The sequence below is a fragment of the Streptomyces sp. NPDC006739 genome (assembly GCF_042869815.1).
Lineage (GTDB): Bacteria > Actinomycetota > Actinomycetes > Streptomycetales > Streptomycetaceae > Streptomyces.
Genome location: NZ_JBIAGM010000006.1, coordinates 157,264 through 180,422, shown reverse-complemented (window position 1 = coordinate 180,422; position 23,159 = coordinate 157,264). Strand labels below are relative to the sequence as shown.

The following is a 23,159-nucleotide window of genomic DNA, read 5'->3' as shown; positions in this document are numbered from 1 at the left end:
CCATGGCGACAGTCCCGACCGCCCTCGCCGGCCGCCACTTCCTCAAGGAGCTGGACTTCACCCAGGAGGAGTTCCGGGGGCTGGTCGAGCTGGCCGCCGAGCTGAAGGCCGCCAAGCGGACCGGGGCCGAGACGCGGTACCTGACCGGCCGCAACATCGCGCTGATCTTCGAGAAGACCTCGACCCGCACCCGCTGCGCCTTCGAGGTCGCCGCCGCCGACCAGGGCGCCTCGACGACGTACCTCGACCCCTCGGGCTCGCAGATCGGGCACAAGGAGTCGGTGCGGGACACCGCCCGCGTCCTCGGCCGGATGTTCGACGCCATCGAGTACCGGGGCGACAGCCAGGCGGGCGTCGAGGAGCTGGCCGCGTACGCCGGCGTACCGGTCTACAACGGTCTGACCGACGACTGGCACCCCACCCAGATGCTGGCCGACGTGCTGACGATGACGGAGCACTGTGCCAAGAGCCTCGACGGCATCGGCTTCGCCTACCTCGGTGACGCCCGCTTCAACATGGGCAACTCCTACCTGGTCACCGGCGCGCTGCTCGGCATGGACGTGCGCATCGTCGCGCCGGAGGAGTACTGGCCCGCCGACGAGGTCGTGGCCCACGCCCGCAAGCTGGCCGAGGGCAGCGGAGCGGTCATCACGCTCACCGAGGACATCGCCGAGGGCGTCCGCGGTGCCGACTTCGTCGCCACCGACGTCTGGGTCTCCATGGGCGAGCCCAAGCAGGTCTGGGCCGAGCGCATCAAGGCCCTGGCGCCGTACGCCGTGACCATGGACGTGCTGCGCGCCACCGGCAACCCGGACGTGAAGTTCCTGCACTGCCTGCCCGCCTTCCACGACCTGGGCACCAAGGTCGGCCGGGAGATCCACGAGACGTACGGCCTGACCTCGCTGGAGGTCACGGACGAGGTCTTCGAGTCGCCGCACTCGGTCGTCTTCGACGAGGCCGAGAACCGGCTGCACACCATCAAGGCGGTGCTGGTCGCCACCCTCGCCTGACTCCCCCGGCGCCGAGCACCCCTTATCCTGACCGGCGGCCCGGAGCCACCCCTTCCACGGCCGTCACCGCGACCTCATCCGGTCGCCCGCACCACCAGAAACGAGCACCACCCGCATGCCCGCTCCCCGCATCAAGCCCCCCGCGCTGCTGGTCGCCGAATCCGGCGCCGACCGGGAGGGCCACGGCCTCCAGCGCACCATGGGCCTCTTCCAGCTCATCTGCTTCGGCGTCGGCGCGATCGTCGGCACCGGCATCTTCGTCGGTCTGTCCGACTCCGTCGCCAAGGCCGGTCCGGCCGTCGTCGTCTCCTTCGTCCTCGCCGCGATCACCTGCGTCTTCACCGCCTTCTCCTTCGCCGAGCTGGGCGGCGCGATCCCGGTCTCCGGATCGTCGTACTCCTTCGCCTACGCCGGTCTCGGCGAGTCCACCGCCTTCCTGGTCGGCTGGTGCCTGCTGCTGGAGTACGGCATCTCGATCTCGGCCGTGGCGGTCGGCTGGAGCCAGTACGTCAACGAACTGCTGCACAGCCTCACCGGCCGGCAGCTCCCGGCCGCGCTGTCCGCCGGCCCGGCCGACGGCGGGATCCTGAACCTCCCCGCCGTGATCGTCATCGCCCTGGCCTGTCTGCTGCTGGTGCGCGGGGTGCGCGAGAGCGCCCGGGCGACGGCCGCCATGGCCGCCGTCAAGCTCGTCGTCCTGCTGGCGTTCTGCGCCATCGGCTACAGCGCCTTCAAGCACGGCAACCTCACCCCGTTCTCCCCGGCCGGCCTCGGCGGCATCGGCGCGGGCACCACCGCCGCCTTCTTCTCCTACATCGGCTTCGACGCGATCACCACCGCCGGTGAGGAGGCCAAGAACCCGCGCCGGGACATCCCGGTCGCGATCATGGTCTGCATGGGTGTGGTCACCCTGCTCTACTGCGCGGTCGCCGTGGCCGCGATCGGCGCCATCGGCGGCGACCAGGTGGCCGGCCGGCCCGCCGCGCTGTCGTACGTCGTCAACGAGGTCACCGGCTCCACGGTCGGCGGCGGGGTGATCGCCTTCGGCGCGGTCGTCGCCATCGCCTCCGTCGTGCTCGCCGTGATGTACGGCCAGACGCGCATCCTGATGTCGATGTCCCGGGACGGACTGATCCCGCGCGTCTTCGAGAAGGTCTCGCCCCGCACCTCGACCCCGGTCGCCGGGACGCTGATCGTCGCCGTCCTCTTCGCCCTCCCGGCGGCCTTCGCCTCGCTGGACGCCGTGATGAACCTGTGCACCATCGGCACGCTCGCCATCATGGCCGTCGTCAACATCACGGTGATCGCCCTGCGCCGTCGCGAGCCGGGCCTGAGCCGCAGCTTCCGGGTGCCCCTCTACCCGGTGGGCCCGCTGCTCGGCGTCGGCTTCTGCCTCTACCTGATGTACGAGACCGGCTGGCGGACCTGGCTCCAGTTCGCCGGCTTCCTCGTCGCCGGCCTGCTCGTCTACGTCGTCTACGGCCGCCGGCACTCCACGCTGGTCCGCACCGCCCCCGAGGTCACGCCGGACGCCGCCGAGCGGGAACCACAGGCAGCCTGAACCACACCGCCTTGCCCGAGGAGGTGGGGCGGTGACCGCAGGACGAGCTGAGGGCGCGGATCAGCAGCAGGCCGCGACCGCCCTCCTGCCAGGGGTCGGGCGCCTCGACGACCGGGCGCGTCAGATGGCCGGGCGGCGCCGGGTCCGGGTCGTGCACCTCGACCTGGCAGCCGTGCGGCAACAGCTCCACCACCAGCTCTATCGGGCCGTCGCCCGCGGTGTGCTCCACCGCGTTGGCCACCAGCTCCGCCGTGAGCAGCTCCGCGGTGTCACTGTCGGCCCGGTGCTCCACCTCGGCCAGGGCCGTCCGCACCAGGGCGCGTGCCACCGGCACCGCCGCCGCGGTGTGCGGCAGCGCGATGCGCCAGGAGGCCGAGGCGGAGGGGGGTTCGTACAAGGCGAGTCCGTTCATGGAGCAGGCTGTCCTGCTTTCGGCTTCAGGAATGGTACGGGGCCCCGGCACAGGGACCCTCGACCGGTGCCACAGGGACCGTGGACCCCGGTACCGGGCGGCTTACCCGGGACAACGGCGCGCCTCGCACGGCTGCTCCCGCTGTTACGACGCTGTGGACGACCGGTGACGGCCGTGACGGCTCGCGGTCATGTCGACGGCGTTTCCACGTCATGTCCACGTGATGCCCGCGCCCGCTGTCGCGGACTCATGACGACAGTCAGAAATGGGTGATAACTTCGTCGGGTAGAGCACGTGAGGCACCGCCCCCCTAGGAGGCCGCACGTCATGAGTCCCTTCACCGGCTCCGCCGCCCGCACCCAGGACTGGGAGCACCTGCGGGTCCAGCTCGCCGACGGGGTCGCCACCGTCACCCTGGCCCGCCCCGAGAAACTGAACGCCCTCACCTTCGGTGCCTACGCCGACCTGCGCGACCTGCTCGCCGAACTGTCCCGGGAGCGGTCCGTGCGCGCCCTGGTGCTGACCGGCGAGGGCCGCGGCTTCTGCTCCGGCGGCGACGTCGACGAGATCATCGGCGCCACCCTCTCCATGGACACCGCCCAGCTGCTCGACTTCAACCGGATGACCGGGCAGACCGTACGGGCGCTGCGGGAGTGCCCCTTCCCGGTGATCGCCGCGGTGCACGGGGTGGCGGCGGGCGCGGGGGCCGTACTGGCGCTCGCGGCCGACTTCCGGGTGGCCGACCCGAGCGCCCGGTTCGCCTTCCTCTTCACCCGGGTCGGCCTGTCCGGCGGCGACATGGGCGCCGCCTACCTGCTGCCCCGGGTCGTCGGACTCGGCCACGCCACCCGCCTGCTGATGCTGGGCGAGCCGGTGCGGGCCACCGAGGCCGAGCGCATCGGCCTGATCAGCGTACTGACGGAGGAGGGCCGCGCCGACGAGGCCGCCCGGGCCCTGGCCCGCCGCCTCGCCGACGGCCCGGCACTGGCCTACGCCCAGACGAAGGCCCTGCTCACGGCCGAGCTGGACATGCCACTGGCGGCCTCCGTCGAACTCGACGCCGCCACCCAGGCACTGCTGATGAACGGCGAGGACTACGCGGAGTTCCACGCGGCCTTCACCGAGAAGCGTCCGCCGAAGTGGCGGGGGCGATAGGGATGGCCGCCCACCGCATCGCGATCATCGGCGGCGGCCCCGGCGGCCTCTACGCCGCCGCCCTGCTCAAACGCCTGGACCCGGCCCGTGAGATCACCGTATGGGAGCGCAACGCCCCCGACGAGACCTTCGGCTTCGGCGTGGTCCTGTCCGACGAGACCCTCGGCGGCATAGAGCACGCCGACCCCGTGGTCTACGCGGCCCTGCAGCGCGACTTCGTCCGCTGGGACGACATCGACATCGTCCACCGGGGCACCCGCCACACCTCCACCGGACACGGCTTCGCCGCGCTGGGCCGGCGCCGCCTCCTGGAGATCCTGCACGCGCGCTGCCGTGACCTCGGCGTCGACCTCCGCTTCCGCACCGAGGCCCCGCCCCCGGACCGGCTGTGCGCGACCCACGACCTGGTCATCGCGGCCGACGGGGTGCACAGCGCCACCCGCGAGGCGCACGCCGAGGTGTTCGGACCCGAGGTCGTCGGCCACCGGTGCCGCTACATCTGGCTGGCCGCCGACTTCGCCTTCGACGCCTTCCGCTTCGAGATCGCCGAGACCGAGCACGGCGTGATGCAACTGCACGGCTACCCCTATGCGGTCGACGCCTCGACCGTCATCGTGGAGATGCGCGAGGAGGTGTGGCGGGCCGCGGGATTCGACGAGACGAGCCCGCAGGAGTCCGTCGAGCGCTGCGCCAAGATCTTCGCCGACGCCCTCGGCGGACGGCCGCTGCGTGCCAACACCTCGGCCTGGACCACCTTCCGCACGGTGGTCAACGAGCACTGGTCGCACGGCAACCTCGTGCTGCTCGGCGACGCAGCGCACACCGCCCACTTCTCCATCGGCTCCGGCACCAAGCTCGCCGTCGAGGACGCCCTCGCGCTCGCCGCCTGTCTGGAGGAACGGCCCACCACGGCCGAGGCGCTGGCCGCCTACGAGGCGGAACGCAAGCCCGTCGTCGCCTCCACCCAGCGGGCCGCCCGGGCCAGCCTGGAGTGGTTCGAGAACCTCGCCCTGTACCTCGGCCAGCCGCCCCGCCAGTTCGCCTTCAACCTGCTCACCCGCAGCCGCCGCGTCACCCACGACAACCTCAGGCTGCGCGACGCCCGCTTCACCGGCGCGGTCGAGCGCGAGTTCGGCTGCCCGCCCGGCACGCCCCCGATGTTCACACCGTTCCGGCTGCGCGGCCTCACCCTGCGCAACCGGGTCGTCGTCTCCCCCATGGACATGTACTCGGCCGAGGACGGCGTCCCCGGCGACTTCCACCTCGTCCACCTCGGCGCCCGCGCGCTCGGCGGTGCCGGGCTGGTGATGACCGAGATGGTGTGCGTCAGCGAGGAGGGCCGGATCACCCCCGGCTGCACCGGCCTCTACACCGGCCGGCAGGCCGAGGCCTGGCGGCGGATCACCGACTTCGTGCACACCCGGGCACCGGGCACCGCGATCGGCGTGCAACTCGGGCACAGCGGGCGCAAGGGCTCCACGAAGCTGATGTGGGAGGGCATGGACGAGCCGCTGCCCGAGGGCAACTGGCCGCTGGTGGCCGCCTCACCGCTGCCGTACAAGCCGGGCGGCCAGACCCCGCGCCAGCTGTCCCGCGCCCAGCTCACCGACATCCGCGAGCAGTTCGCGGCCGCCGCCTGGCGGGCCGCCCGGGCCGGTTTCGACCTGCTCGAACTGCACTGCGCGCACGGCTATCTGCTCTCCGGTTTCCTCTCCCCGCTGACCAACCGCCGCACGGACGCCTACGGCGGCTCGCCCGAGCGGCGGCTGCGCTTCCCGCTGGAGGTCTTCGACGCCGTACGCGCGGTGTGGCCGGAGGAGCGGCCGATCACCGTGCGCATCTCGGCGACCGACTGGGCCGAGGGCGGCACCACCGCGGAGGACGCCGTTCAGATCGCCCGCGCCTTCGCCGCGCACGGCGCCGACGCGATCGACGTGTCCACCGGGCAGGTCGTCGACGAGGAGCGGCCGGAGTACGGGCGGTCGTACCAGACGCCGTTCGCCGACCGGATCCGGCACCAGGCCGGCGTTCCGGTGATCGCGGTCGGCGCGATCTCCTCCTGGGACGACGTCAACTCCCTGATCCTCGCCGGGCGTACGGATCTGTGCGCGCTGGCCCGCCCGCACCTGTACGACCCGCACTGGACGCTGCACGCGGCGGCCGAGCAGGAGTACGACGGTCCCGGCGCCGTCTGGCCGGCGCCGTACCGGGCGGGCAGCCGGCGCCCGAGGACCGGACGTACGGACGCGGCCAGACCCCGGCTCACGCTGGAGAGCCGGCCGCACGGCCCCGGTCACGGACCGGCGTAGCCGGCCCCCGCGTCCCGCAGCCGCTCGTGCAGCGCCCGGAAGACCTCCGCCGACCGGGTGCCCGGCCAGCCGGCCGGCAGCAGGGCGGCCGGGAGACCGGGGTCGGTGTAGGGGAGGTGGCGCCAGGAGTCCAGGGCCAGCAGATAGTCCCGGTAGGCGTCCTCGGGCGGGGTGTCCGGCCGCCTCTCCCAGGCGCGAAGGACCGGCGCGTGCGCGTCCAGGAAGCGTTCGTGCTCCTTGGCGATGGCGGCCAGGTCCCACCAGCGGGCGACCGCCTCGGCCGTCGGCGCGAACCCGAGGTGGGCGCCGGCGAAGAAGTCGACGTACGGATCGAGGCGCAGGCGCCGCAGGGCGTGCCGGGTCTCCTCGTACAGCCGGGCCGGGGCGATCCACACGCCGGGGGCTGCCGTGCCGAAGCCCAGGCCGGACAGCCGGGAGCGCAGCACGTGCCGCTTCTGCCGCTCCGACTCGGGCACCGAGAAGACGGCCAGCACCCAGCCCTCGTCGCGCGGCGGCACGGTGGCGTAGATCCGGCGGTCGCCGTCGTCGAGCAACTGGCGGGCCTCGGCGGACAGTTCGTAGCCCGCCGCACCCTGTTCGGTGCGGGCGGGCAGCAGCAGGCCACGGCGTTTGAGCCGGGACACCGAGGAACGCACGGACGGCGCGTCCACGCCGACCGCGGCCAGGAGCCGGATCAGCTCGGCGACGGGCACCGGGCCGGGCATGAAGCGGCCGTACGCGCCGTAGAGCGTGACGATGAGGGACCTGGGGGCGTGCTGCTCGGACACGTTGATCATCTTAGGTCGTCGGTATCACTGCTGGTCACCATCGGTGCGCAGGCGGAAACGCTGCAACTTGCCGGTGGCCGTGCGCGGGAGCGCGTCCAGGAAGACGAACTCGCGCGGACACTTGTACGGCGCCAGCTCGGACCGGACGAACGCGCGCAGCGCCTCCGCGTCCCGCCGGGCGCCGTCCCGCAGGACGGCGAACGCCACGACGACCTGTCCGCGCGCCGCGTCGGGCCGTCCGACGACCGCCGTCTCCACCACGTCCGGGTGGCGCAGCAGCGCGTCCTCGACCTCCGGGCCGGCGATGTTGTACCCGGCCGAGATGATCATGTCGTCGGCGCGGGCCACATAGCGGAAGTACCCGTCGGCCTCCCGGACATACGTGTCACCGGTGATGTTCCAGCCGTCGCGTACGTACTCCCGCTGCCGGGGGTCGGCGAGGTAGCGGCAGCCGACCGGCCCGCGCACGGCGAGCAGACCCGGCTCGCCGTCGGGCACCGGCCGTCCGTCCGCGTCCTGCACGCGCGCCTGCCACCCCGGCACCGGGACGCCCGTCGTGCCCGGTCTGATCCGCTCGTCGGCCGCCGAGACGAAGATGTGCAGCAGCTCGGTGGCGCCGATGCCGTTGATGACGCGCAGGCCGGTGCGCTCGTGCCAGGCCCGCCAGGTGGCGGCGGGCAGGTTCTCCCCGGCCGACACACAGCGGCGCAGCGAGGAGACGTCGTGGCCGCCCAGGTCGTCGAGCATCGCCCGGTACGCGGTCGGCGCGGTGAAGAGCACGGAGACCCGGTGCTCGGCGATGGCGGGCAGCAGCTGCCGGGGGCCGGACTGTTCGAGGAGCAGGGCGCTGGCGCCGGCGCGCAGCGGGAAGACCACCAGCCCGCCGAGACCGAAGGTGAAGCCGAGCGGGGGGCTGCCCGCGAAGACGTCGTCCGCCCGGGGGCCCAGCAGGTGCTTCGAGAAGGTGTCGGCGACGGCGAGCACATCCCGGTGGAAGTGCATGCACCCTTTCGGGCGACCCGTCGTGCCGGAGGTGAACGCGATCAGGGCCACGTCGTCACAGGCGGTGTCCACGGCCGGGAACGGCGTGCGGGGCGCCGGGCGGTGCAGGAGGTCGTCCGGGGCGTCCTGGCCGTAGGTGGCGATCCGCAGGCCGGGGACCTCGGCCTTGGCCAGGTCGTCGACGGCCCGGATGTCGCACAGGGCGTGCCGGACCCGGGCGATCTCGCAGATCGTGGCCAGCTCGTGCGGGCGCTGCTGGGCGAGCACGGTGACCGCGACCGCGCCCGCCTTCAGCACCGCCAGCCAGCAGGCCGCCAGCCAGGGGGTGGTGGGCCCGCGCAGCAGGACCCGGTTGCCGGGGACCACGCCGACGTCACGGGTGAGCAGGTGGGCGAGGCGGTCGACACGGGCGCGCAGCTCGCCGTACGTCCACACCGGGCCGGACGGGGTGCGGAAGGCGGGGCGGCCGGGGTCGCCGTGGCCGAGGAGTTCGGCGGCGCAGTTCAGCCGATCGGGGTACCGCAGCTCCGGCAGGTCGAAGAGCAGGTCGGGCCACTGCTCGCGCGGCGGGAGGTGGTCGCGCGCGAAGGTGTCGACGTGCGCCGAGACGGTCATGGCGGTTCGCCCCCTTGCCGTGACGGGCTTTCTGGCGGGCTCGCACAAGGAGCGTATCGTGTTGGTGACGGCAGTCAACGGTGCGCGATACCGTCTCGATGGGTCAGTGGCGACCCGCCTCGCAGGGAGGACCGGCCGTGCCCGCATTCTCACTCGAACCATCGCAAACCGCCTGGTGCGCCGAGCTGCGCACGCTGGCCGCCGAACGGCTGCGCCCGCTCGCCGACAAGGGCGAACCGGGCCGGGTCAACCGCGCGCTCGTCGCCGGGCTCGGCCAACTCGGGCTGCTCTCCCGCCTGTTCACCTCCGGGGCGCTCGACCTGTGCCTGATGCGGGAGTCCCTCGCCCAGGTCTGCACCGAGGCCGAGACCGCCCTCGCCCTGCAGGGCCTGGGCGCCCACCCGGTGCACGCCCACGGGACGTCCGCCCAGCGGGACCGCTGGCTGCCCCGGGTGGCCGACGGCAGCGCGGTGGCCGCGTTCGCGCTGAGCGAGCCGGGGGCGGGCTCGGACGCGGCGGCGCTGGCGCTGACCGCCACGCCCGACCGCCGCGCCGGCTGGCGGCTGAGCGGGGCCAAGCGCTGGATCTCCAACGCCCCCGAGGCCGACTTCTACACCGTCTTCGCCCGCACCACCCCGGGCGCCGGCGCCCGCGGGGTGACCGCCTTCCTGGTGCCCGCCGACCGCCCGGGCCTGACCGGCTGCGCGCTGGAGATGCTCTCGCCGCACCCCATCGGCGCCCTGGACTTCGACGGCGTGCCCGTCACCGCGGACGACGTGCTCGGCGAGGCCGACCGGGGCTTCGCCGTCGCCATGGGCACCCTCAACCTGTTCCGGCCCAGCGTCGGCGCCTTCGCCGTCGGCATGGCCCAGGCGGCACTCGACGCCACCCTCGGCCACACCCGCGAGCGGCAGGCCTTCGGCGGCCCCCTGAAGGACCTTCAGTCCGTCGCCCACCAGGTCGCCGAGATGGCGCTGCGCACCGAGGCCGCCCGGCTGATGGTGTACGCGGCGGCGACCGCGTACGACCAGGGGGCGGCCGATGTCCCGGGGCGCGCCGCGATGGCGAAACTGCTCGCCACCGAGACCGCGCAGTACGTCGTCGACACGGCCGTCCAGCTGCACGGCGCCCGGGCCCTGCGCCGCGGCCACCTCCTGGAGCACCTCTACCGGGAGGTGCGCGCCCCGCGGATCTACGAGGGCGCCAGCGAAGTCCAACGGGGCATCATCGCAAAGGAGCTGTACGCCACGGCCGCGCGGGACGAGGAGGCGCGGTGACCACCGAGCGCGTCAACCCGCCCGGGCTGTCCCCGGCCACCGGCTTCACGCACGCCGTGGTCGCGACCGGCGCCCGCGTGGTGTTCCTGGCCGGCCAGACCGCCCTGGACGCCGACGGCAGGATCGTGGGCGCCACGCTGCCCGAGCAGTTCGAGCGGGCGCTCGGCAACCTCCTCGCGGCCCTGCGCGCGGCCGGCGGCACCCCCGCCGACCTCGCCCGCGTCACCGTCTACGCCACCGACGTCGCCGCCTACCGCACCCACACCGCCGAACTGGGCCGCGTCTGGCACCGGTTGGCGGGCCGGGACTACCCGGCGATGGCGGTCGTCGGGGTCGTACGCCTGTGGGACGAACAGGCCCTGGTGGAGCTGGACGGTTTCGCGGTCCTGCCCTAGGGGCCGCTCCGGCGACAGGGGCCGCTCAGGCGGCGACCGGCAGCCGTTCGGCCGGTGCCCGGTGGGGCGGGATCACACTGCCGTCCGGGTGCAGCTCGCCCGTGTCGTCGAAGACGATCGCCCCGTCGCACAGCAGGGTCCAGCCCTGTTCGGGGTGGGCGGCGACGGCGTGCGCGGTGGCGTTGTCGGCCGCGGGGCACGAGAAGCGGGGGGTCTGGTGGGAACACATGGCGCACCTCCACGTCGGATGCGATGGGCGCCGGCGGTGACTCGCCGCCCGGCACGAGTAGACCATGCGCTTCTCGTGAACTCCTCGAAAGCGCCTGCAGCGAAATGTGACAACACGAAGACAACTTTCGAACCGTCCCGCAACGCGCCACCGATGGAGTGACGGTCACGCCCTCGGGGCCGCCCGACCGGTACCAGTGGAGGTCCCCACTCCACGATCGATCCGGGAGACACCCCATGCCCGTACGACCCGTCCTCGCCTCGGCCGTCGGCGCCGCCGCGCTGCTGCTCACCGCCGTCGCCCCGGCCTTCGCCGACACCACCGAGTCCGTGACCGTCGACGCGACGGGCCGGCTCGCGGCGGACGGCACCGTGACCCTCTCCGGCACCTACCGCTGCTCCGGCGGCAGCGGACCGGTCTTCATCAGCTCCTCGATCGGCAGGACCGACCGGGGTGTCCAGATGGGCATCGGCGGCTCCAGCGCCCAGTGCGACGGCGCCGAGCACCACTGGGAGAACAGCGGCACCCTCACCTCGGACGTCCTGAAGAAGTCGCTCAAGGTGGGCGGCACGGCCCATGTGGAGGCCACCGTCATGGAGCTGCGGACCGTGGGCATCGTGCCGTTGCCGTTCTTCCACGCCGTCCACGAGAGGGACATCAAGCTCGTCAAGGGGTGAGCCGCCGTACGCGAGCGGCCCGGCACACCGTGGACGAACACGGGTGCCGGGCCGCTCGCGCAGGTCAGGCCGCCTGCCAGCTGTGCGGTGCGTGGTAGGCGTGCGGGCGCCAGGAGGTGGTGCCGGGGGAGGACGGCTCGGCGCCGTCGCCGGCCCGCGCGGCGCGGCTGAGCAGCAGCACCGCGAGGGCGGCCAGCTCCTCCTCGGTGGCCTCGCCCTTCTCGACGCGGATGGGGGGAGTGAGGGATTCGGGCATCAGGACCTCCGTCACTGAGGGGGATTGCCGTGCTTGCGGGCGGGACGGTCGGCGTGCTTGGTGCGCAGCATCCGCAGCGAGCGGATCAGCACCTCGCGGGTCTCGGCCGGGTCGATCACGTCGTCCACGAGACCGCGCTCGGCCGCGTAGTACGGGTGCATCAGCTCGGCCTTGTACTCCTTCACCAGCTCGGCACGCATGGTCTCGGGGTCGGCGGCCTCGGCGATCTGCCGCCGGAAGATCACGTTCGCGGCACCCTCGGCGCCCATCACCGCGATCTCGTTGGTGGGCCAGGCGTAGGTCAGGTCGGCGCCGATGGACTGCGAGTCCATGACGATGTAGGCGCCGCCGTAGGCCTTGCGCAGGATGAGGGAGATACGGGGCACGGTGGCGTCGCAGTAGGCGTACAGCAGCTTGGCGCCGTGGCGGATGATGCCGCCGTGCTCCTGGCCCACGCCCGGGAGGAAGCCGGGGACGTCGAGCAGGGTGATGAGCGGGATGCTGAAGGCGTCGCACATCTGCACGAAGCGGGCCGCCTTCTCGGACGCCTCGATGTCCAGCACACCGGCCAGGGCCTGCGGCTGGTTCGCGACGATCCCGACCACCTGCCCGTCCATCCGGGCCAGCGCGCAGATGATGTTGCGGGCCCAGCGCTGGTGCACCTCCAGGTAGTCGCCGTCGTCGACGATCTCCTCGATCACCTTCGTCATGTCGTACGGCCGGTTGCCGTCGACCGGCACCAGGTCGGCGAGGGTCTCGCAGCGGCGGTCGGCCGGGTCGTCGCAGGGCACCGGGGGAGGGGTCTCGCGGTTGTTGCGGGGCAGCAGGGAGAGCAGGTAGCGCACCTCCTCCAGGCACGTCTCCTCGTCGTCGTAGGCGAAGTGGCAGACGCCGGAGGTCTCCGCGTGGACGTCGGCGCCGCCGAGCCCGTTCTGGGTGATCTCCTCGCCGGTGACCGCCTTGACGACGTCCGGGCCGGTGATGAACATCTGCGAGGTCTCGCGGACCATGAAGACGAAGTCGGTGAGGGCGGGGCTGTAGGCCGCGCCGCCCGCGCACGGGCCGAGCATCACCGAGATCTGCGGGATCACCCCGGACGCCGCCGTGTTGCGGCGGAAGATGCCGCCGTAGCCCGCGAGGGCGGTGACGCCCTCCTGGATGCGGGCGCCGGCACCGTCGTTGAGGGACACCAGCGGCGCCCCGGCCGCGATGGCCATGTCCATGATCTTGTGGATCTTGGCCGCGTGGGCCTCGCCCAGCGCGCCGCCGAAGATCCGGAAGTCATGGGCGTAGACGAAGACCGTACGGCCCTCGACCGTGCCCCAGCCGGTGACGACGCCGTCGGTGTGCGGCTTCTTCGCCTCCAGCCCGAACCCGGTCGCGCGGTGCCGGCGCAACTGCTCGACCTCGTGGAACGAGCCCTCGTCGAGGAGCAGGCCGATCCGTTCGCGCACGGTGAGCTTGCCCTTGGCCTTCTGGGCTGCGGTCGCCTTCTCACTGGGGCCGGCGAGCACGCGTGCGCGCAGTCCGGCCAGTTCCGCGACGTGGGACCTCATGTCTCTCCCTGTGGGGACGTCAGTTGCCGAGCCGGCGCAGGCCGCTCGCCTGGAGGACGGCGAACGCCGCGACGACGGCCGCCTGGAGCGGGATCCACACCGTGCCCACGGTGTTCGGGCCGAACCAGCCGAAGACCGCGGTGGCGACGGACGCCACCGCCCACAGCGCGTTGGCCTCGATGACCGCCTTGGTGGCGGCGGTGGACGGCACCGGGCGGCTCGCCAGCAGGGCGACCAGACCGCCGTACACGGTCAGGAAAGCGCCGATGCCGCGCAGGAATCCGGTGCCGAGGTCGAGCAGGTCGCCGACCGGACCGGCGGCGAGCAGGTAGATCAGGCCGTTGACGGCGGTCACGGCCGCGTCGAGGGCGAGGAAGGTGCGTAACGGGCGAGCCGCGGCCGCGCGGGCGGACGTCACCGTCAGCGCGCGGGCGGGGGTCTGGCTCGTGGTCATGGGGCCTCCGAAAGCTAGGGGGGTCTGCTTCCACTTCCACGGCGATGGTCGCAATCCGGGCTGACCGGGCGGTGACGAGCCACTGACGCCCCGGCCACCCGGTGGATCAGGCGACTTGCAGCCGCAGTCCCGGGCGGTGGTCACCGGTCAGGGCGGGGTCGTGGGAGAGGATGGCGCTCTCGACCCGGCGCAGGGCGGGGGAGGGCTGGATGCCGAGTTCCTCGTCCAGGTGACGGCGCATCCGGCGGAAGACGTCCAGCGCGTCGGCCTGCCGGCCGGAGCAGTACAGGGCGATCATCAGCTGCTCGCAGAACCGTTCCCGCAGTGGGTGGCCGGTGTGTGCCTCGGTGAGTTCCGTGAGGACGGCGGCATGGTGGCCGAGACGCAGTTCGGCGTCGAAGCGCAACTCCATGGCCCGTATGCGGTACTCCTCGTACCGGGCGCCCGCGAGCTGGCACAGGGTGCCGCCCGGGAAGCCGCCGAAGACCGGACCGCGCCACATCGCCAGGGCCTCCCCGAGCAGCCGGGCGGTCCGCGCCGCGTCGGCGGGCGCGGCGGCCTCGGCCAGCCGCACGCCCTTGATGAACTCCGCCGCGTCCAGCTCGCCCTCGCCGACGGTCAGCCGGTAGCCGGACGGATGCATGGTCACCCGCGAACCCGGCCGGTCCGGCTCCAGACTCCGCAGTTTCCGGCGCAGCCGGCTGATGTGCGCCTGCAGGGCGTTGGCCTGGTTGTCCGGCGCGGTCTCCCCCCACATCTCCTCGACCAGACTCTCCCCGGTGACCGGCTGGCCCTCGCTCACCAGCAGAGTCTGCACGAGCGTGCGCTGCAAGTCGCCGGAGATCTCCGCCGGGACCGTGTCGCTACGTATCTGCAGTGGCCCGAGAACGGAGAACTTCAGCATGTCTTCCCCCTTGGCGATCGCAGAACAATTCCTTTGAAAAGGCAATCTTCCAGAGCGGCCGGGTGTCGGTACGGTGTGGAACGCGTCGCGCCCCGGCGGGCCTGGCTCCTGTGGCCCGCCGGGGCGGTTGCTCCGCCGGGACGGGGGGCGGCCGGCGGTTCCTGGGGTGTGGTGGAAGTCTTTTCGGGGCGTCGTAATTCCGACCTCACTGCGCCTCGAATTCCGAGCCGGCCCGGTTTCCCGTGCCGTTCACTGGAACCACAGTGGCAGCGCCTGCTGACGGAATGCTGACACGCTTCTGACACGGGTAAGGAATTTCCTTTCGCTCTTTTCCTGGGGCTGCCCTCGATGCTCTACTCACTTCGATGGAAAACGCTCCCGAAAGGGGTACGGGAATGACCGCGACCACCACCGAAACCGTCACGGACAACCCTGTTCTCGACGCCGTGCGCACGCACACCACCAGCGAGAACCCGAGTTCGTTCCTGGCGCTCAACAGCGGAAACAGTACGTTCACCGTCCCGGGCGTGGACGGTGTCGTCGTCTACCGCCGCACGGGCCGGCACGCCGTGCAGTTCGGCGGTCCCTTCGCCGCCGAGGAGGGCTACGACACACTCGTCGAGGCCTTCCGCGAGTACGTCCGCGACGAGGGACTGCGCCTCGTCGGCGTCCAGCTGCAGCGCGCCGACGCCGAGCGCTACGCCGCCCGCGGCTTCACCGTCAACCAGGTCGGCGCCTCCTGGGCGCGCAGCCTGGCCGACTTCACCCTGCGCGGCACCAAGTTCATGCAGCTGCGCAACAAGATCTCCCGAGCGCACCGCAACGGCCTGCGGATCGAGGAGGTCGACGCGGCGGACTGGCAGGGCGCCATCGCCACGATCGACGAGGCCTGGCTCGGCTCCAAGGGCGGCGCCCAGCAACTGGAGTTCCTGGTCGGCCAGATAGGCGGCGAGGTGCAGAAGCACCGGCGGCTGTTCGCCGGCACCATCGACGGCGCCCCGGTCGCGTACATCTCGTACTCGCCGGTCTACGGCAGCCGGGCCGGCTGGATGCACGACCTCAGCCGCCGCGTCCCGGAGGGCTCCCCGGGCCTGATGGAGGCCATCAACGCGCACGCCATCGAGGTGTTCCGCGAGGAGGGCGTGGAGTGGCTGCACTTCGGGTTCACGCCGTTCACCGGCCTGGACGCGAGCCACGAACTCGACGGCCACAGCCCGGCCTTCCAGTGGCTGATGCACGCCCTGTGGGCCGAGGGCGCCGCCCTGTACCCGGCGCAGACGCAGCTGTCGTACAAGCAGAAGTGGGCCCCGGACCTGCTCATCCCGGAGTACGTCGCCTTCGACGGACCCCAGGCCTCGCTGCCCGGCTTCGCGCACGTCTTCCGCGCCTGCAACGCCTTCTGAAACCACCACCGGACACCGAGGAGTCGCAAGCGATGAGTGACACCAGCCCCACCACCGAGGAACTCCAGCACGGCATGGTCGAGCAGCTCATGGCCGTCATCGGCGCCCCCGACGACGAGGACGTCGCCCGCACCGCCGACGGTGTCGTCCGCGCGCTCGACGAGCGGCTGCGCGCCGAGGCGGCCGCCTGAGCCCGGCACCGGGTGCCGGTCAGACCGGCATCAGTGCCACATCAGGTCCGCACGGAACCCTGGACACACGTTCGCCCGGCGGACCGGGCCCGGGAGTACCGCACTGTGCTCCCGTCGCCCGGGCCCGCCGGGCGGACCCCGCCCGCGCGACGGTGACCGCCCGCGGGAGCACTGTCGACTCGCGGCGTCCGCAGGTCCGCGGGGCAGCGGCGCCGCCGCCCGGTCACGGGCACTTCTCCCAAGGAGAGCAACGCATGCAGCGTCCGCACATACAAGAAGCCGGGGTCCTGGCCGGCGGCGCCGGCGCCGCCACCGGGTCACGCACCGGCGCCTCGGCGACCTTCGCCGAACTGCTCAAACGCGTCAAGGCCGAAGGCCTCCTCGACCTGGATCCGCGGTACTACGTGGGCCGGCTGGCCCTGAACACCACCCTGCTGCTCATCGGGTTCGCCGCCTTCTTCGAGCTGGGCGACTCCTGGTGGCAGCTGCTGACGGCCGTGTGGATGGGCCTGTGCGGCGGCCAGTCGGCGTTCATGTGGCACGACGCGGGCCACAAGGCCATGTTCCGCGGCAAGAAGGCCGCCTCCGCCGTCGGCTACATCCACGCCAACCTGGTCAACGGGGTCAGCTACGGCTGGTGGGTCAACCACCACAACCGGCACCACAGCAACCCCAACCACCTGGACATGGACCCGGACATCGGCCGGCGCACCGCCATCTTCGACATCAAGCAGTACCCGAGCCGCAAGGGCACCCAGAAGCTCGTCGTGCGCTACCAGAGCGTGATGTTCTTCGTGCTGCTGGTGCTCGAGGGCTTCAAGATGCTGAAGACGGCCGTCCTGTCCATCGCCCAGGGCAAGACCAAGCGGCCGGTGCTGGAGTCGTTCCTGATCCTGCTGCGCACGGCCGTCTACCTCGGCCTGGTCTTCACCCTGCTGTCCCCGGGGCTGGCGGTCGCCTTCATCGTGGTCCAGCACGCCGCCCTCGGCGTGTACTTCGGCATGATCTTCGCCCCGAACCACAAGGGCATGGACGTCCGTGACGGCGAGGAGGAGACCCTGGACTGGCTGGAGCGCCAGGTCCTCACCTCCCGCAACATCCGGCCCAACTGGCTGGTCGACTTCCTCTACGGCGGCCTCAACTACCAGGTCGAGCACCACCTGTTCCCGGCCATGCCGCAGAAGAACCTGGGGCGCGCCCGGGAGCTGACCATGGAGTACTGCGCCGAGCGCGGGGTGCCCTACCACGAGGTCGGGTTCTGGGCCTCGTACCGCGAGGTCGCCGCCTACCTGCACGAGGTCAGCGCGCCGGTGCGGCGCGGCGACGTGGAGGAGCTGCTTCGGCGCCGCGCGGCCGAGGCCGAGGCCGCCTGATCGTCCCCGACCCCCACCAAGGCCGCGAGGGCCCCACAACCACCCCACAACCGCCCCCACGACTTCCCCCACAGCACCGGCCCCCGGGCCGCACGCCCGGGCCCGCCGGCGGCCCGGGCGGTCCGGTTCCGCGGAGCCCCGAAAGCACGTTCCCAGGAGCTTCAAGGAGCTAGCTCATGTCCCAGACCACCGCCACGGCGGGCGGTGTCACCGCTCCCGCCCCGATCGGGGTCCGCCTGGACCGCATGCCGATCACTCCCCTGCACCGCAGACTCACCGCGGTCATCGGCGTCGGCCTGTTCTTCGACACCTTCGAGAACAACCTGTCGGGCACCATCGGCAAGGTGCTGCAGGGCGACTTCGGCTTCGGCGCGACCTCCCTCAAACTCGTCCTGGCCTCCGTGTTCGTCGGCCAGTTCATCGGTTCGCTGACGCTCGGCCGGATCGCCGACCGGTTCGGCCGGCGCCGCGCCTTCCTGATCAACCTCGCCATCTACTCGGTCTTCTCCCTGCTCGGCGCCTTCTCCCCGAACGCCGGCTGGCTGATCGTCACCCGCTTCCTGGCCGGCGTCGGCATCGGCGCCGAACAGGCCCTGTCCGACTGCTATCTGGCCGACGTGCTGCCCGCCGCCCGGCGCGGCCGGTACATCGCCTGGGCCTACACCCTGGCCTTCTGCGGGGTGCCCGCGGTGGGCTTCGCCGCGCTCTGGCTGGTGCCGCTGACCCCGCTGGGCGTGGCCGGCTGGCGCTGGCTGTTCGTGCTGGGCGCGCTGGGCTCGGCCGCGGTGTGGGTGCTGCGCCGCCAGCTGATCGAGTCCCCGCGCTGGCTGGCGGCCACCGGCCGCACGGCCGAGGCGGAGCTGCTGGTCGCCCGGATGGAGGCGGAGGCAGGCCAACTTCCCCTCAACTCGACGGAGTTGCCGACTCGGCCGGCCCAGGAGGCCGACGGGAGAACCAGCCTGCGTGACGTCCTGCGCCCCGGCATGCGCCGCCGCACCCTCGTGCTGTGGCTGTTCTGCGTGCTCTCGGTCGTCGGCTACTACGGCTTCGGCACGCTCGCCCCGCAGATCGTCGCCGCCAAGGGGTACGGCGTCGTCGCCGGCCTCGGCTTCACCGCGCTGTCCTTCCTCGGCTACCCGGTGGGCTCGGCGCTGGCGCTGCCGATCGTCGACCGGGTGGAGCGCCGCACCCTGGTGGCGCTGTCGGCCGCCGCGATGGTGCTGGCCGGGCTGGGCTTCGCCTACGCCGGATCGGCCGCGACGATCGTGGCGTTCGGCTTCGCCTACACCCTGTGCAGCAACGTCTTCTCCAGCGTCTCGCACGTCTACCTGTCCGAACAGTACCCGACGGCGATCCGGGCGACCGCCTCCGGTGCCGCCTACTCGCTGTCCAAACTCAGCGCCGCCGCCCTGCCGTTCGTCCTGCTGCCGGTGCTGGACGGGCACGGCCCCGGTGCCCTGTTCGCGGTCATCGCCGCCGCCATGGCCGTCCTCGCCCTCACCGTGTGGACCCTGGGCGAGCGCACCACCGGCACCCCGGTCGAGTGAGCCGAGTCAAGTGAGATCCGCGCATTCCCCCAATCCTTCGAGGAGTTGAAGCATGGCGTACGTCATCGCCCTGCCCTGCGTCGACGTCAAGGACCGTTCCTGCATCGACGAGTGCCCGGTGGACTGCATCTACGAGGGCCGCCGCGCCCTGTACATCCATCCCGACGAATGCGTGGACTGCGGCGCCTGCGAACCGGTGTGCCCGGTCGAGGCCATCTACTTCCAGGACGACGTGCCCGCCGAGTGGGGCGACCACGCCGCCTCCAACGCGGACTTCTTCGGCACGCTCGGCTCGCCCGGCGGCGGCACCGCCCTGGGCGCCCAGGACCACGACTCCGCTCTGGTGAGCGGCCTTCCGAAGGGAGTGACGGTGTCATGAGCGGACTCCTCGCCGGCAAGAGGGTGCTGGTGACCGGTGTGGTCACGGACGCCTCCATCGCCTTCCACGTGGCCCGGATCGCCCAGGAGGAGGGCGCCGAGGTCCTGCTCACCGGCTTCGGCCGGCTCTCCCTGATCGAGCGCTTCGCCGCCCGGCTGCCCAAGCCCGCCCCGGTGATCGAGCTGGACGTCACCGACCAGGGGCACCTGGACAGCCTCGCCGAACGGGTCGGCGAACACGTCGACTCCCTCGACGGGATCGTCCACTCCATCGCCTACGGCCCGCAGGGCGCCTTCTCCTTCCTCGACGGCGACTGGTCGGACGTGTCCACGGCCGTACACGTCTCCGCGTACTCCCTGAAGTCCCTGACCACGGCCTGTCTGCCGCTGCTGGACAAGCGCGGCGGCTCGGTCGTCGGGCTCACCTTCGACGCCACGGTGGCCTGGCCGCGCTACGACTGGATGGGCGTCGCCAAGGCCGCCCTGGAGTCCACCAGCCGCTATCTGGCCCGGGACCTGGGCGGCCGGGGCATCCGCTGCAACCTCGTCGCGGCCGGCCCGCTGCGGTCCATCGCCGCCAAGTCCATCCCGGGCTTCGACGAGCTGGCCGACGTCTGGACGACCGACCGGGCACCGGCCGGCTGGGACCTCACCGACCCGGACCCGGCGGCCCGCGGGGTGGTGGCGCTGCTGTCCGACTTCTTCCCGCGCACCACGGGGGAGATCGTGCACGTCGACGGCGGGGTGCACATGATGGGCGCCTGAGCCCGTCGCACCGCACGGCAAAGGGGCGGGAGCCGGGGGAAAACCCCCGGCTCCCGCCCCTTCGTGTGCCCTCACCCGGCAGTGGTGGCCCCGCCCGGCAGGATCCGCCGGAAACCGGTGTACGGCACCAGCGCCTCCGGCAGCAGCACCGAACCGTCCTCCTGGACGCCCTGCTCCAGCAGCGCGGCGACCGTGCGCCCGATGGGCAGCGCCGAACCGTTGAGCGTGGCCACCGGCGCCTTGCGGCCGTCGGCCCGCTTGTGCCGGATGTCCGCGCGCCGGGCCTGGAAGGTGCCGCAGTCGGAGACCGAGGAGATCTCCCGGTAGGAGGCGCTGCCCGGCAGCCACACCTCGATGTCGTACGTCATCCGGGCCGAGAAGCCCATGTCGCCGGCCGGCAGCAGCACCGTGCGGTGGGCCAGTTCCAGCCGGGTCAGGCACTCCTCCGCGTGCCCCACCATCAGCTCCAGCTGCTCCTGCGCCGCCTCCGGCGCGCAGATCCGCACCAGCTCCACCTTCTCGAACTGGTGCAGCCTGAGCACGCCCCGGGTGTCCCGCCCGTACGCGCCCGCCTCCGCGCGGAAGCAGGGGGTGCGGGCGGTGAAGGCGTACGGCAGCGCGCGGGCGTCCAGGAGCTGTCCGGCCAGCAGATTGGTCAGCGGCACCTCGGCGGTCGGGATCAGGAACAGCTCCCGGTCGCCGACCTGGGTGCGGAACAGGTCCTCCTCGAACTTGGGCAGCTGCCCGGTGCCGGTCATGGTGTCGCGGGTGACCAGGAAGGGCACCGACTGCTCGGTGTAGCCGTGCTCACGGGTGTGCAGGTCGAGGAAGAAGTCACCCAGAGCCCGCTCCAGCCGGGCCCCGGCCCCGCGCGCCACGCTGAACCGCGACCCGGACAGCCGGGCTGCGGCGGGGGAGTCGAGGATGCCGAGCGCCTCGCCGATCTCGGCGTGGTGCCGGGCGCCGTCCGCCGGACGCGGGGCCGGGCCGCCGCGCCGTACCTCCACCGCCTCCTTCTCGCTGTCGCCGTCCGGGACGGTGTCGAGCGGCAGGTTGGGGATGCCGAGCAGCAGGTCCGTCAGCTCGCCGGCGGCCGTACGGGCCTCGGCCTCCGCCTGCTGCACCTTGGCGCGCAGGGCGCGGGCGGCCTCCTTCTCGGCCTCGGTGGGCGGTCCCGAACGGCGGGCCTTCGCGGTCCGGTTCAGCTCGGTGCGCAGCCGGGTGACCTCCGCCTGGGTGGCGGAGCGGGCGCGCAGCACGGCGGACAGGGCGTCCAGGTCGAGGGCGTAGCGGCGGCGGGCCAGACGCCGTACGGCGTCCTCGCCCGCCTCGATCAGCTCATTGGGATCGTGCATGGCGGTCTCCTGACAGGGCGGCGGGGGTGGCGGGGGACGGCTCGGGGTCGGGGGCCGCGGTGTGCCGGGTGCCGAGCAGGCGGTAGCGCAGCGGGTGCGCCGTACGCAGCCGGGCCGCGTACGCCAGACCGCCCGCGGCGACCAGCGGCAGCAGCCAGGGCAGGGCGGCGATCACCCGCGAGGGGGAGCCGGTGAGCATGTCGAAGTTGCCGACCACCAGCCACACCGAGGCGGCCAGGCCGGCGAAGCCCAGCAGCGGGGCGAGGGTCTCCCGCCACCAGTGGCTGTGCCCGCCGGTCCCGCGCAGCCGCAGGCCGAGCACGGACAGCGCGGCCAGCGCCTGCAGGGTGACGATGCCCAAGGTGCCCAGGCCCAGCATGCTGGTGGTCAGGTCGGCGTAGGGGTCGAGACCCGCGACGGCGAAGCCCGCCACCACCAGCGTGGTCAGCGCGCTCTGGGCGAGGCTGGCCCGGTGCGGGGAGCGGTGCCGGGGGTGCTCGACGGCGAGTGCGGAGGGCAGCAGCCCGTCCTCGGCCAGGACCTGCGCGTAGCGGTTGGCGGCACTGTGCAGGGCCAGCGTCGCGGCGAACAGGCTGGTGCACAGCAGGATCTGCAGCCCCGTGCTGCCCGCCTTGCCGAGGAAGTCGTCGCCGAGGGAGAAGAACAGGTCGCCCATCTGCTTGCCGGCCACCTCGCGGACCCGGTCGGTGCCGACCGCGCCGACCGCCAGCCAGCTGGTGAGGGCGTAGAAGCCGGCGATCAGGACGACGGCCGCGTAGGTGGCGCGGGGCACGCTGCGCCTGGGGTCCTTCGCCTCCTTGCCGTACAGCGCCGCCGACTCGAAGCCGATGAAGGACACGAACGCGAACATCAGGGAGACGCCGACGCCGGGCCCGGCCGCCGTGTGCGGGGAGAAGGAGGCCGTGGGCAGGGCGTGCAGGCCGTGCCGGGCGAGGATCGCCACGTCCAGGGCGGCCAGGACGCCGATCTCGCCCAGCATGAACAGGGCCAGCACCCGGGCGCTGAGCGCGATCTCGCGGTAGCCGAGGACGGCGGTCAGCACCAGGCCGACGGCCGCGCACCACTCCCAGGACACCGTCAGCCCGTGGGCGGCCAGCACCAGTTGGGTGAAGTAGCCGAGGGCGCCGGCCAGCCCGATGGTGGCGCAGTTGTAGGAGAGCAGGGCGATGTAGCCGGCCGCGACCGCGGGCGGGCGGCCGAGGCCGTCGGCGACGGAGGCGTAGAAGCCGCCCGAGCCGCCGGTGCGGCGGGCGCTGACGGCGTAGCCGACCGAGAAGCACAGCAGGGTGACGCCGGCGAACAGGAACGCCGCCGGCACCCCCGCGCCGTCACCGAAGGCGAACGCCAGCGGGACGGTGCCGACCATGGCGGACAGCGGCGCGGCCGCCGCGACGATCAGGAAGAGGATGTGCCCGGTGCCGAGCCGGCCGGCCTGGGGAGGGGAACCACTGGTGGACATGGGGACTCCAGAGCAGGGAGAGGAAGTACGGGGAACAGCCGCCCGCAGAGGTTTCTCCGCGGACGGC

23 protein-coding genes are annotated in these 23,159 nt (G+C 72.6%); 13 read left to right on the top strand and 10 right to left on the bottom strand.

What is annotated here, in order from left to right; translation table 11 throughout:
* Positions 1-2: 2 nt before the first annotated feature.
* Both argF and ACFYMM_RS15160 read left to right on the top strand, forming a co-directional pair.
* Positions 3-1,010 (top strand): ornithine carbamoyltransferase, encoded by a 1,008-nt coding sequence (gene argF, locus ACFYMM_RS15165; protein WP_388386335.1) that lies wholly within the window; start codon positions 3-5, stop codon positions 1,008-1,010.
* Between the two features lie 115 nt (positions 1,011-1,125).
* Positions 1,126-2,571 (top strand): amino acid permease, encoded by a 1,446-nt coding sequence (locus tag ACFYMM_RS15160; protein ID WP_388386334.1) that lies wholly within the window; start codon positions 1,126-1,128, stop codon positions 2,569-2,571.
* Here the strand turns inward: ACFYMM_RS15160 and ACFYMM_RS15155 are convergent.
* The gene (locus ACFYMM_RS15155) at positions 2,531-2,983 is read right to left on the bottom strand and encodes an ATP-binding protein (RefSeq protein ID WP_388386333.1); all 453 of its coding nucleotides are present in this window, start codon (positions 2,981-2,983) and stop codon (positions 2,531-2,533) included. The genes ACFYMM_RS15160 and ACFYMM_RS15155 overlap by 41 nt on opposite strands.
* Positions 2,984-3,310: 327 nt before the next feature.
* Here ACFYMM_RS15155 and ACFYMM_RS15150 point away from each other — a divergent pair, with 327 nt between their 5' ends.
* Complete coding sequence (locus ACFYMM_RS15150; protein ID WP_388386332.1) at positions 3,311-4,138, top strand: enoyl-CoA hydratase family protein; 828 nt, start codon at positions 3,311-3,313, stop codon at positions 4,136-4,138.
* Positions 4,139-4,140: 2 nt separating this feature from the next.
* Complete coding sequence (locus ACFYMM_RS15145) at positions 4,141-6,447, top strand: bifunctional salicylyl-CoA 5-hydroxylase/oxidoreductase (protein WP_388386330.1); 2,307 nt, start codon at positions 4,141-4,143, stop codon at positions 6,445-6,447.
* Here the strand turns inward: ACFYMM_RS15145 and ACFYMM_RS15140 are convergent.
* Positions 6,432-7,244 carry a PaaX family transcriptional regulator C-terminal domain-containing protein gene (locus tag ACFYMM_RS15140; protein WP_388386328.1) on the bottom strand — a complete coding sequence of 271 codons (813 nt, stop codon included), beginning with the start codon at positions 7,242-7,244 and terminating at the stop codon, positions 6,432-6,434. The two genes, ACFYMM_RS15145 and ACFYMM_RS15140, sit on opposite strands and share 16 nt — an antisense overlap.
* A gap of 15 nt (positions 7,245-7,259) precedes the next feature.
* Positions 7,260-8,852 carry an AMP-binding protein gene (locus tag ACFYMM_RS15135; protein ID WP_388386327.1) on the bottom strand — a complete coding sequence of 531 codons (1,593 nt, stop codon included), beginning with the start codon at positions 8,850-8,852 and terminating at the stop codon, positions 7,260-7,262.
* Positions 8,853-8,989: 137 nt separating this feature from the next.
* On the opposite strand from ACFYMM_RS15135, the gene ACFYMM_RS15130 reads away from it, so the two are divergent.
* Entirely contained in the window at positions 8,990-10,129 is a 1,140-nt protein-coding gene (locus ACFYMM_RS15130; protein WP_388386326.1) for an acyl-CoA dehydrogenase family protein, read from the top strand.
* Positions 10,126-10,524, top strand: coding sequence for a RidA family protein (locus ACFYMM_RS15125; RefSeq protein WP_388386325.1), 399 nt, complete (start codon positions 10,126-10,128; stop codon positions 10,522-10,524). The genes ACFYMM_RS15130 and ACFYMM_RS15125 overlap by 4 nt, the downstream gene beginning before the upstream one ends.
* Positions 10,525-10,549: 25 nt before the next feature.
* On the opposite strand, the gene ACFYMM_RS15120 is transcribed toward ACFYMM_RS15125, so the two are convergent.
* The gene (locus ACFYMM_RS15120; protein WP_388386324.1) at positions 10,550-10,753 is read right to left on the bottom strand and encodes a DUF5999 family protein; all 204 of its coding nucleotides are present in this window, start codon (positions 10,751-10,753) and stop codon (positions 10,550-10,552) included.
* 236 nt (positions 10,754-10,989) lie between these two features.
* Here ACFYMM_RS15120 and ACFYMM_RS15115 point away from each other — a divergent pair, with 236 nt between their 5' ends.
* Positions 10,990-11,430 carry a DUF6299 family protein gene (locus ACFYMM_RS15115; protein ID WP_388386323.1) on the top strand — a complete coding sequence of 147 codons (441 nt, stop codon included), beginning with the start codon at positions 10,990-10,992 and terminating at the stop codon, positions 11,428-11,430.
* A 64-nt stretch (positions 11,431-11,494) separates the two neighbouring features.
* Here the strand turns inward: ACFYMM_RS15115 and ACFYMM_RS15110 are convergent, their stop codons facing one another.
* The 4 genes from ACFYMM_RS15110 to ACFYMM_RS15095 all read right to left on the bottom strand — a co-directional run bounded on the left by ACFYMM_RS15110 (position 11,495) and on the right by ACFYMM_RS15095 (position 14,600).
* Positions 11,495-11,686, bottom strand: a complete 192-nt coding sequence (locus tag ACFYMM_RS15110) for an acyl-CoA carboxylase epsilon subunit (protein ID WP_388386322.1) — start codon at positions 11,684-11,686, stop codon at positions 11,495-11,497.
* Positions 11,687-11,697: 11 nt separating this feature from the next.
* A complete protein-coding gene (locus tag ACFYMM_RS15105; protein ID WP_388386320.1) occupies positions 11,698-13,242 on the bottom strand; it encodes an acyl-CoA carboxylase subunit beta in 1,545 nt (514 codons plus the stop codon).
* 19 nt (positions 13,243-13,261) lie between these two features.
* On the bottom strand, positions 13,262-13,696 hold the full coding sequence (locus tag ACFYMM_RS15100; RefSeq protein ID WP_388386319.1) for a hypothetical protein: 435 nt from the start codon (positions 13,694-13,696) through the stop codon (positions 13,262-13,264).
* A gap of 106 nt (positions 13,697-13,802) precedes the next feature.
* Positions 13,803-14,600 (bottom strand): BTAD domain-containing putative transcriptional regulator, encoded by a 798-nt coding sequence (locus ACFYMM_RS15095; protein WP_388386318.1) that lies wholly within the window; start codon positions 14,598-14,600, stop codon positions 13,803-13,805.
* Positions 14,601-14,995: 395 nt separating this feature from the next.
* Here ACFYMM_RS15095 and ACFYMM_RS15090 point away from each other — a divergent pair, with 395 nt between their 5' ends.
* The 6 genes from ACFYMM_RS15090 (at position 14,996) to fabI (ending at position 20,257) form a co-directional block, all read left to right on the top strand.
* Positions 14,996-16,003: a DUF2156 domain-containing protein gene (locus tag ACFYMM_RS15090; RefSeq protein WP_388386317.1), complete on the top strand. Its 1,008-nt coding sequence runs from the start codon at positions 14,996-14,998 to the stop codon at positions 16,001-16,003.
* Between the two features lie 32 nt (positions 16,004-16,035).
* Entirely contained in the window at positions 16,036-16,194 is a 159-nt protein-coding gene (locus ACFYMM_RS15085) for a hypothetical protein (RefSeq protein ID WP_388386315.1), read from the top strand.
* Positions 16,195-16,448: 254 nt separating this feature from the next.
* Complete coding sequence (locus tag ACFYMM_RS15080; RefSeq protein ID WP_388386313.1) at positions 16,449-17,567, top strand: fatty acid desaturase family protein; 1,119 nt, start codon at positions 16,449-16,451, stop codon at positions 17,565-17,567.
* Positions 17,568-17,743: 176 nt separating this feature from the next.
* Positions 17,744-19,114, top strand: coding sequence for an MFS transporter (locus tag ACFYMM_RS15075; RefSeq protein ID WP_388386312.1), 1,371 nt, complete (start codon positions 17,744-17,746; stop codon positions 19,112-19,114).
* 52 nt (positions 19,115-19,166) lie between these two features.
* A complete protein-coding gene (gene fdxA, locus ACFYMM_RS15070) occupies positions 19,167-19,493 on the top strand; it encodes a ferredoxin (RefSeq protein WP_388386311.1) in 327 nt (108 codons plus the stop codon).
* Positions 19,490-20,257, top strand: coding sequence for an enoyl-ACP reductase FabI (gene fabI / locus ACFYMM_RS15065; RefSeq protein ID WP_388386310.1), 768 nt, complete (start codon positions 19,490-19,492; stop codon positions 20,255-20,257). Before fdxA ends, fabI begins: the two co-directional genes overlap by 4 nt.
* A gap of 71 nt (positions 20,258-20,328) precedes the next feature.
* On the opposite strand, the gene serS is transcribed toward fabI, so the two are convergent.
* The gene (gene serS, locus ACFYMM_RS15060; RefSeq protein ID WP_388386308.1) at positions 20,329-21,612 is read right to left on the bottom strand and encodes a serine--tRNA ligase; all 1,284 of its coding nucleotides are present in this window, start codon (positions 21,610-21,612) and stop codon (positions 20,329-20,331) included.
* Positions 21,596-23,092: an APC family permease gene (locus ACFYMM_RS15055; protein WP_388386306.1), complete on the bottom strand. Its 1,497-nt coding sequence runs from the start codon at positions 23,090-23,092 to the stop codon at positions 21,596-21,598. The genes serS and ACFYMM_RS15055 overlap by 17 nt, the downstream gene beginning before the upstream one ends.
* Positions 23,093-23,159 lie beyond the last annotated feature (67 nt).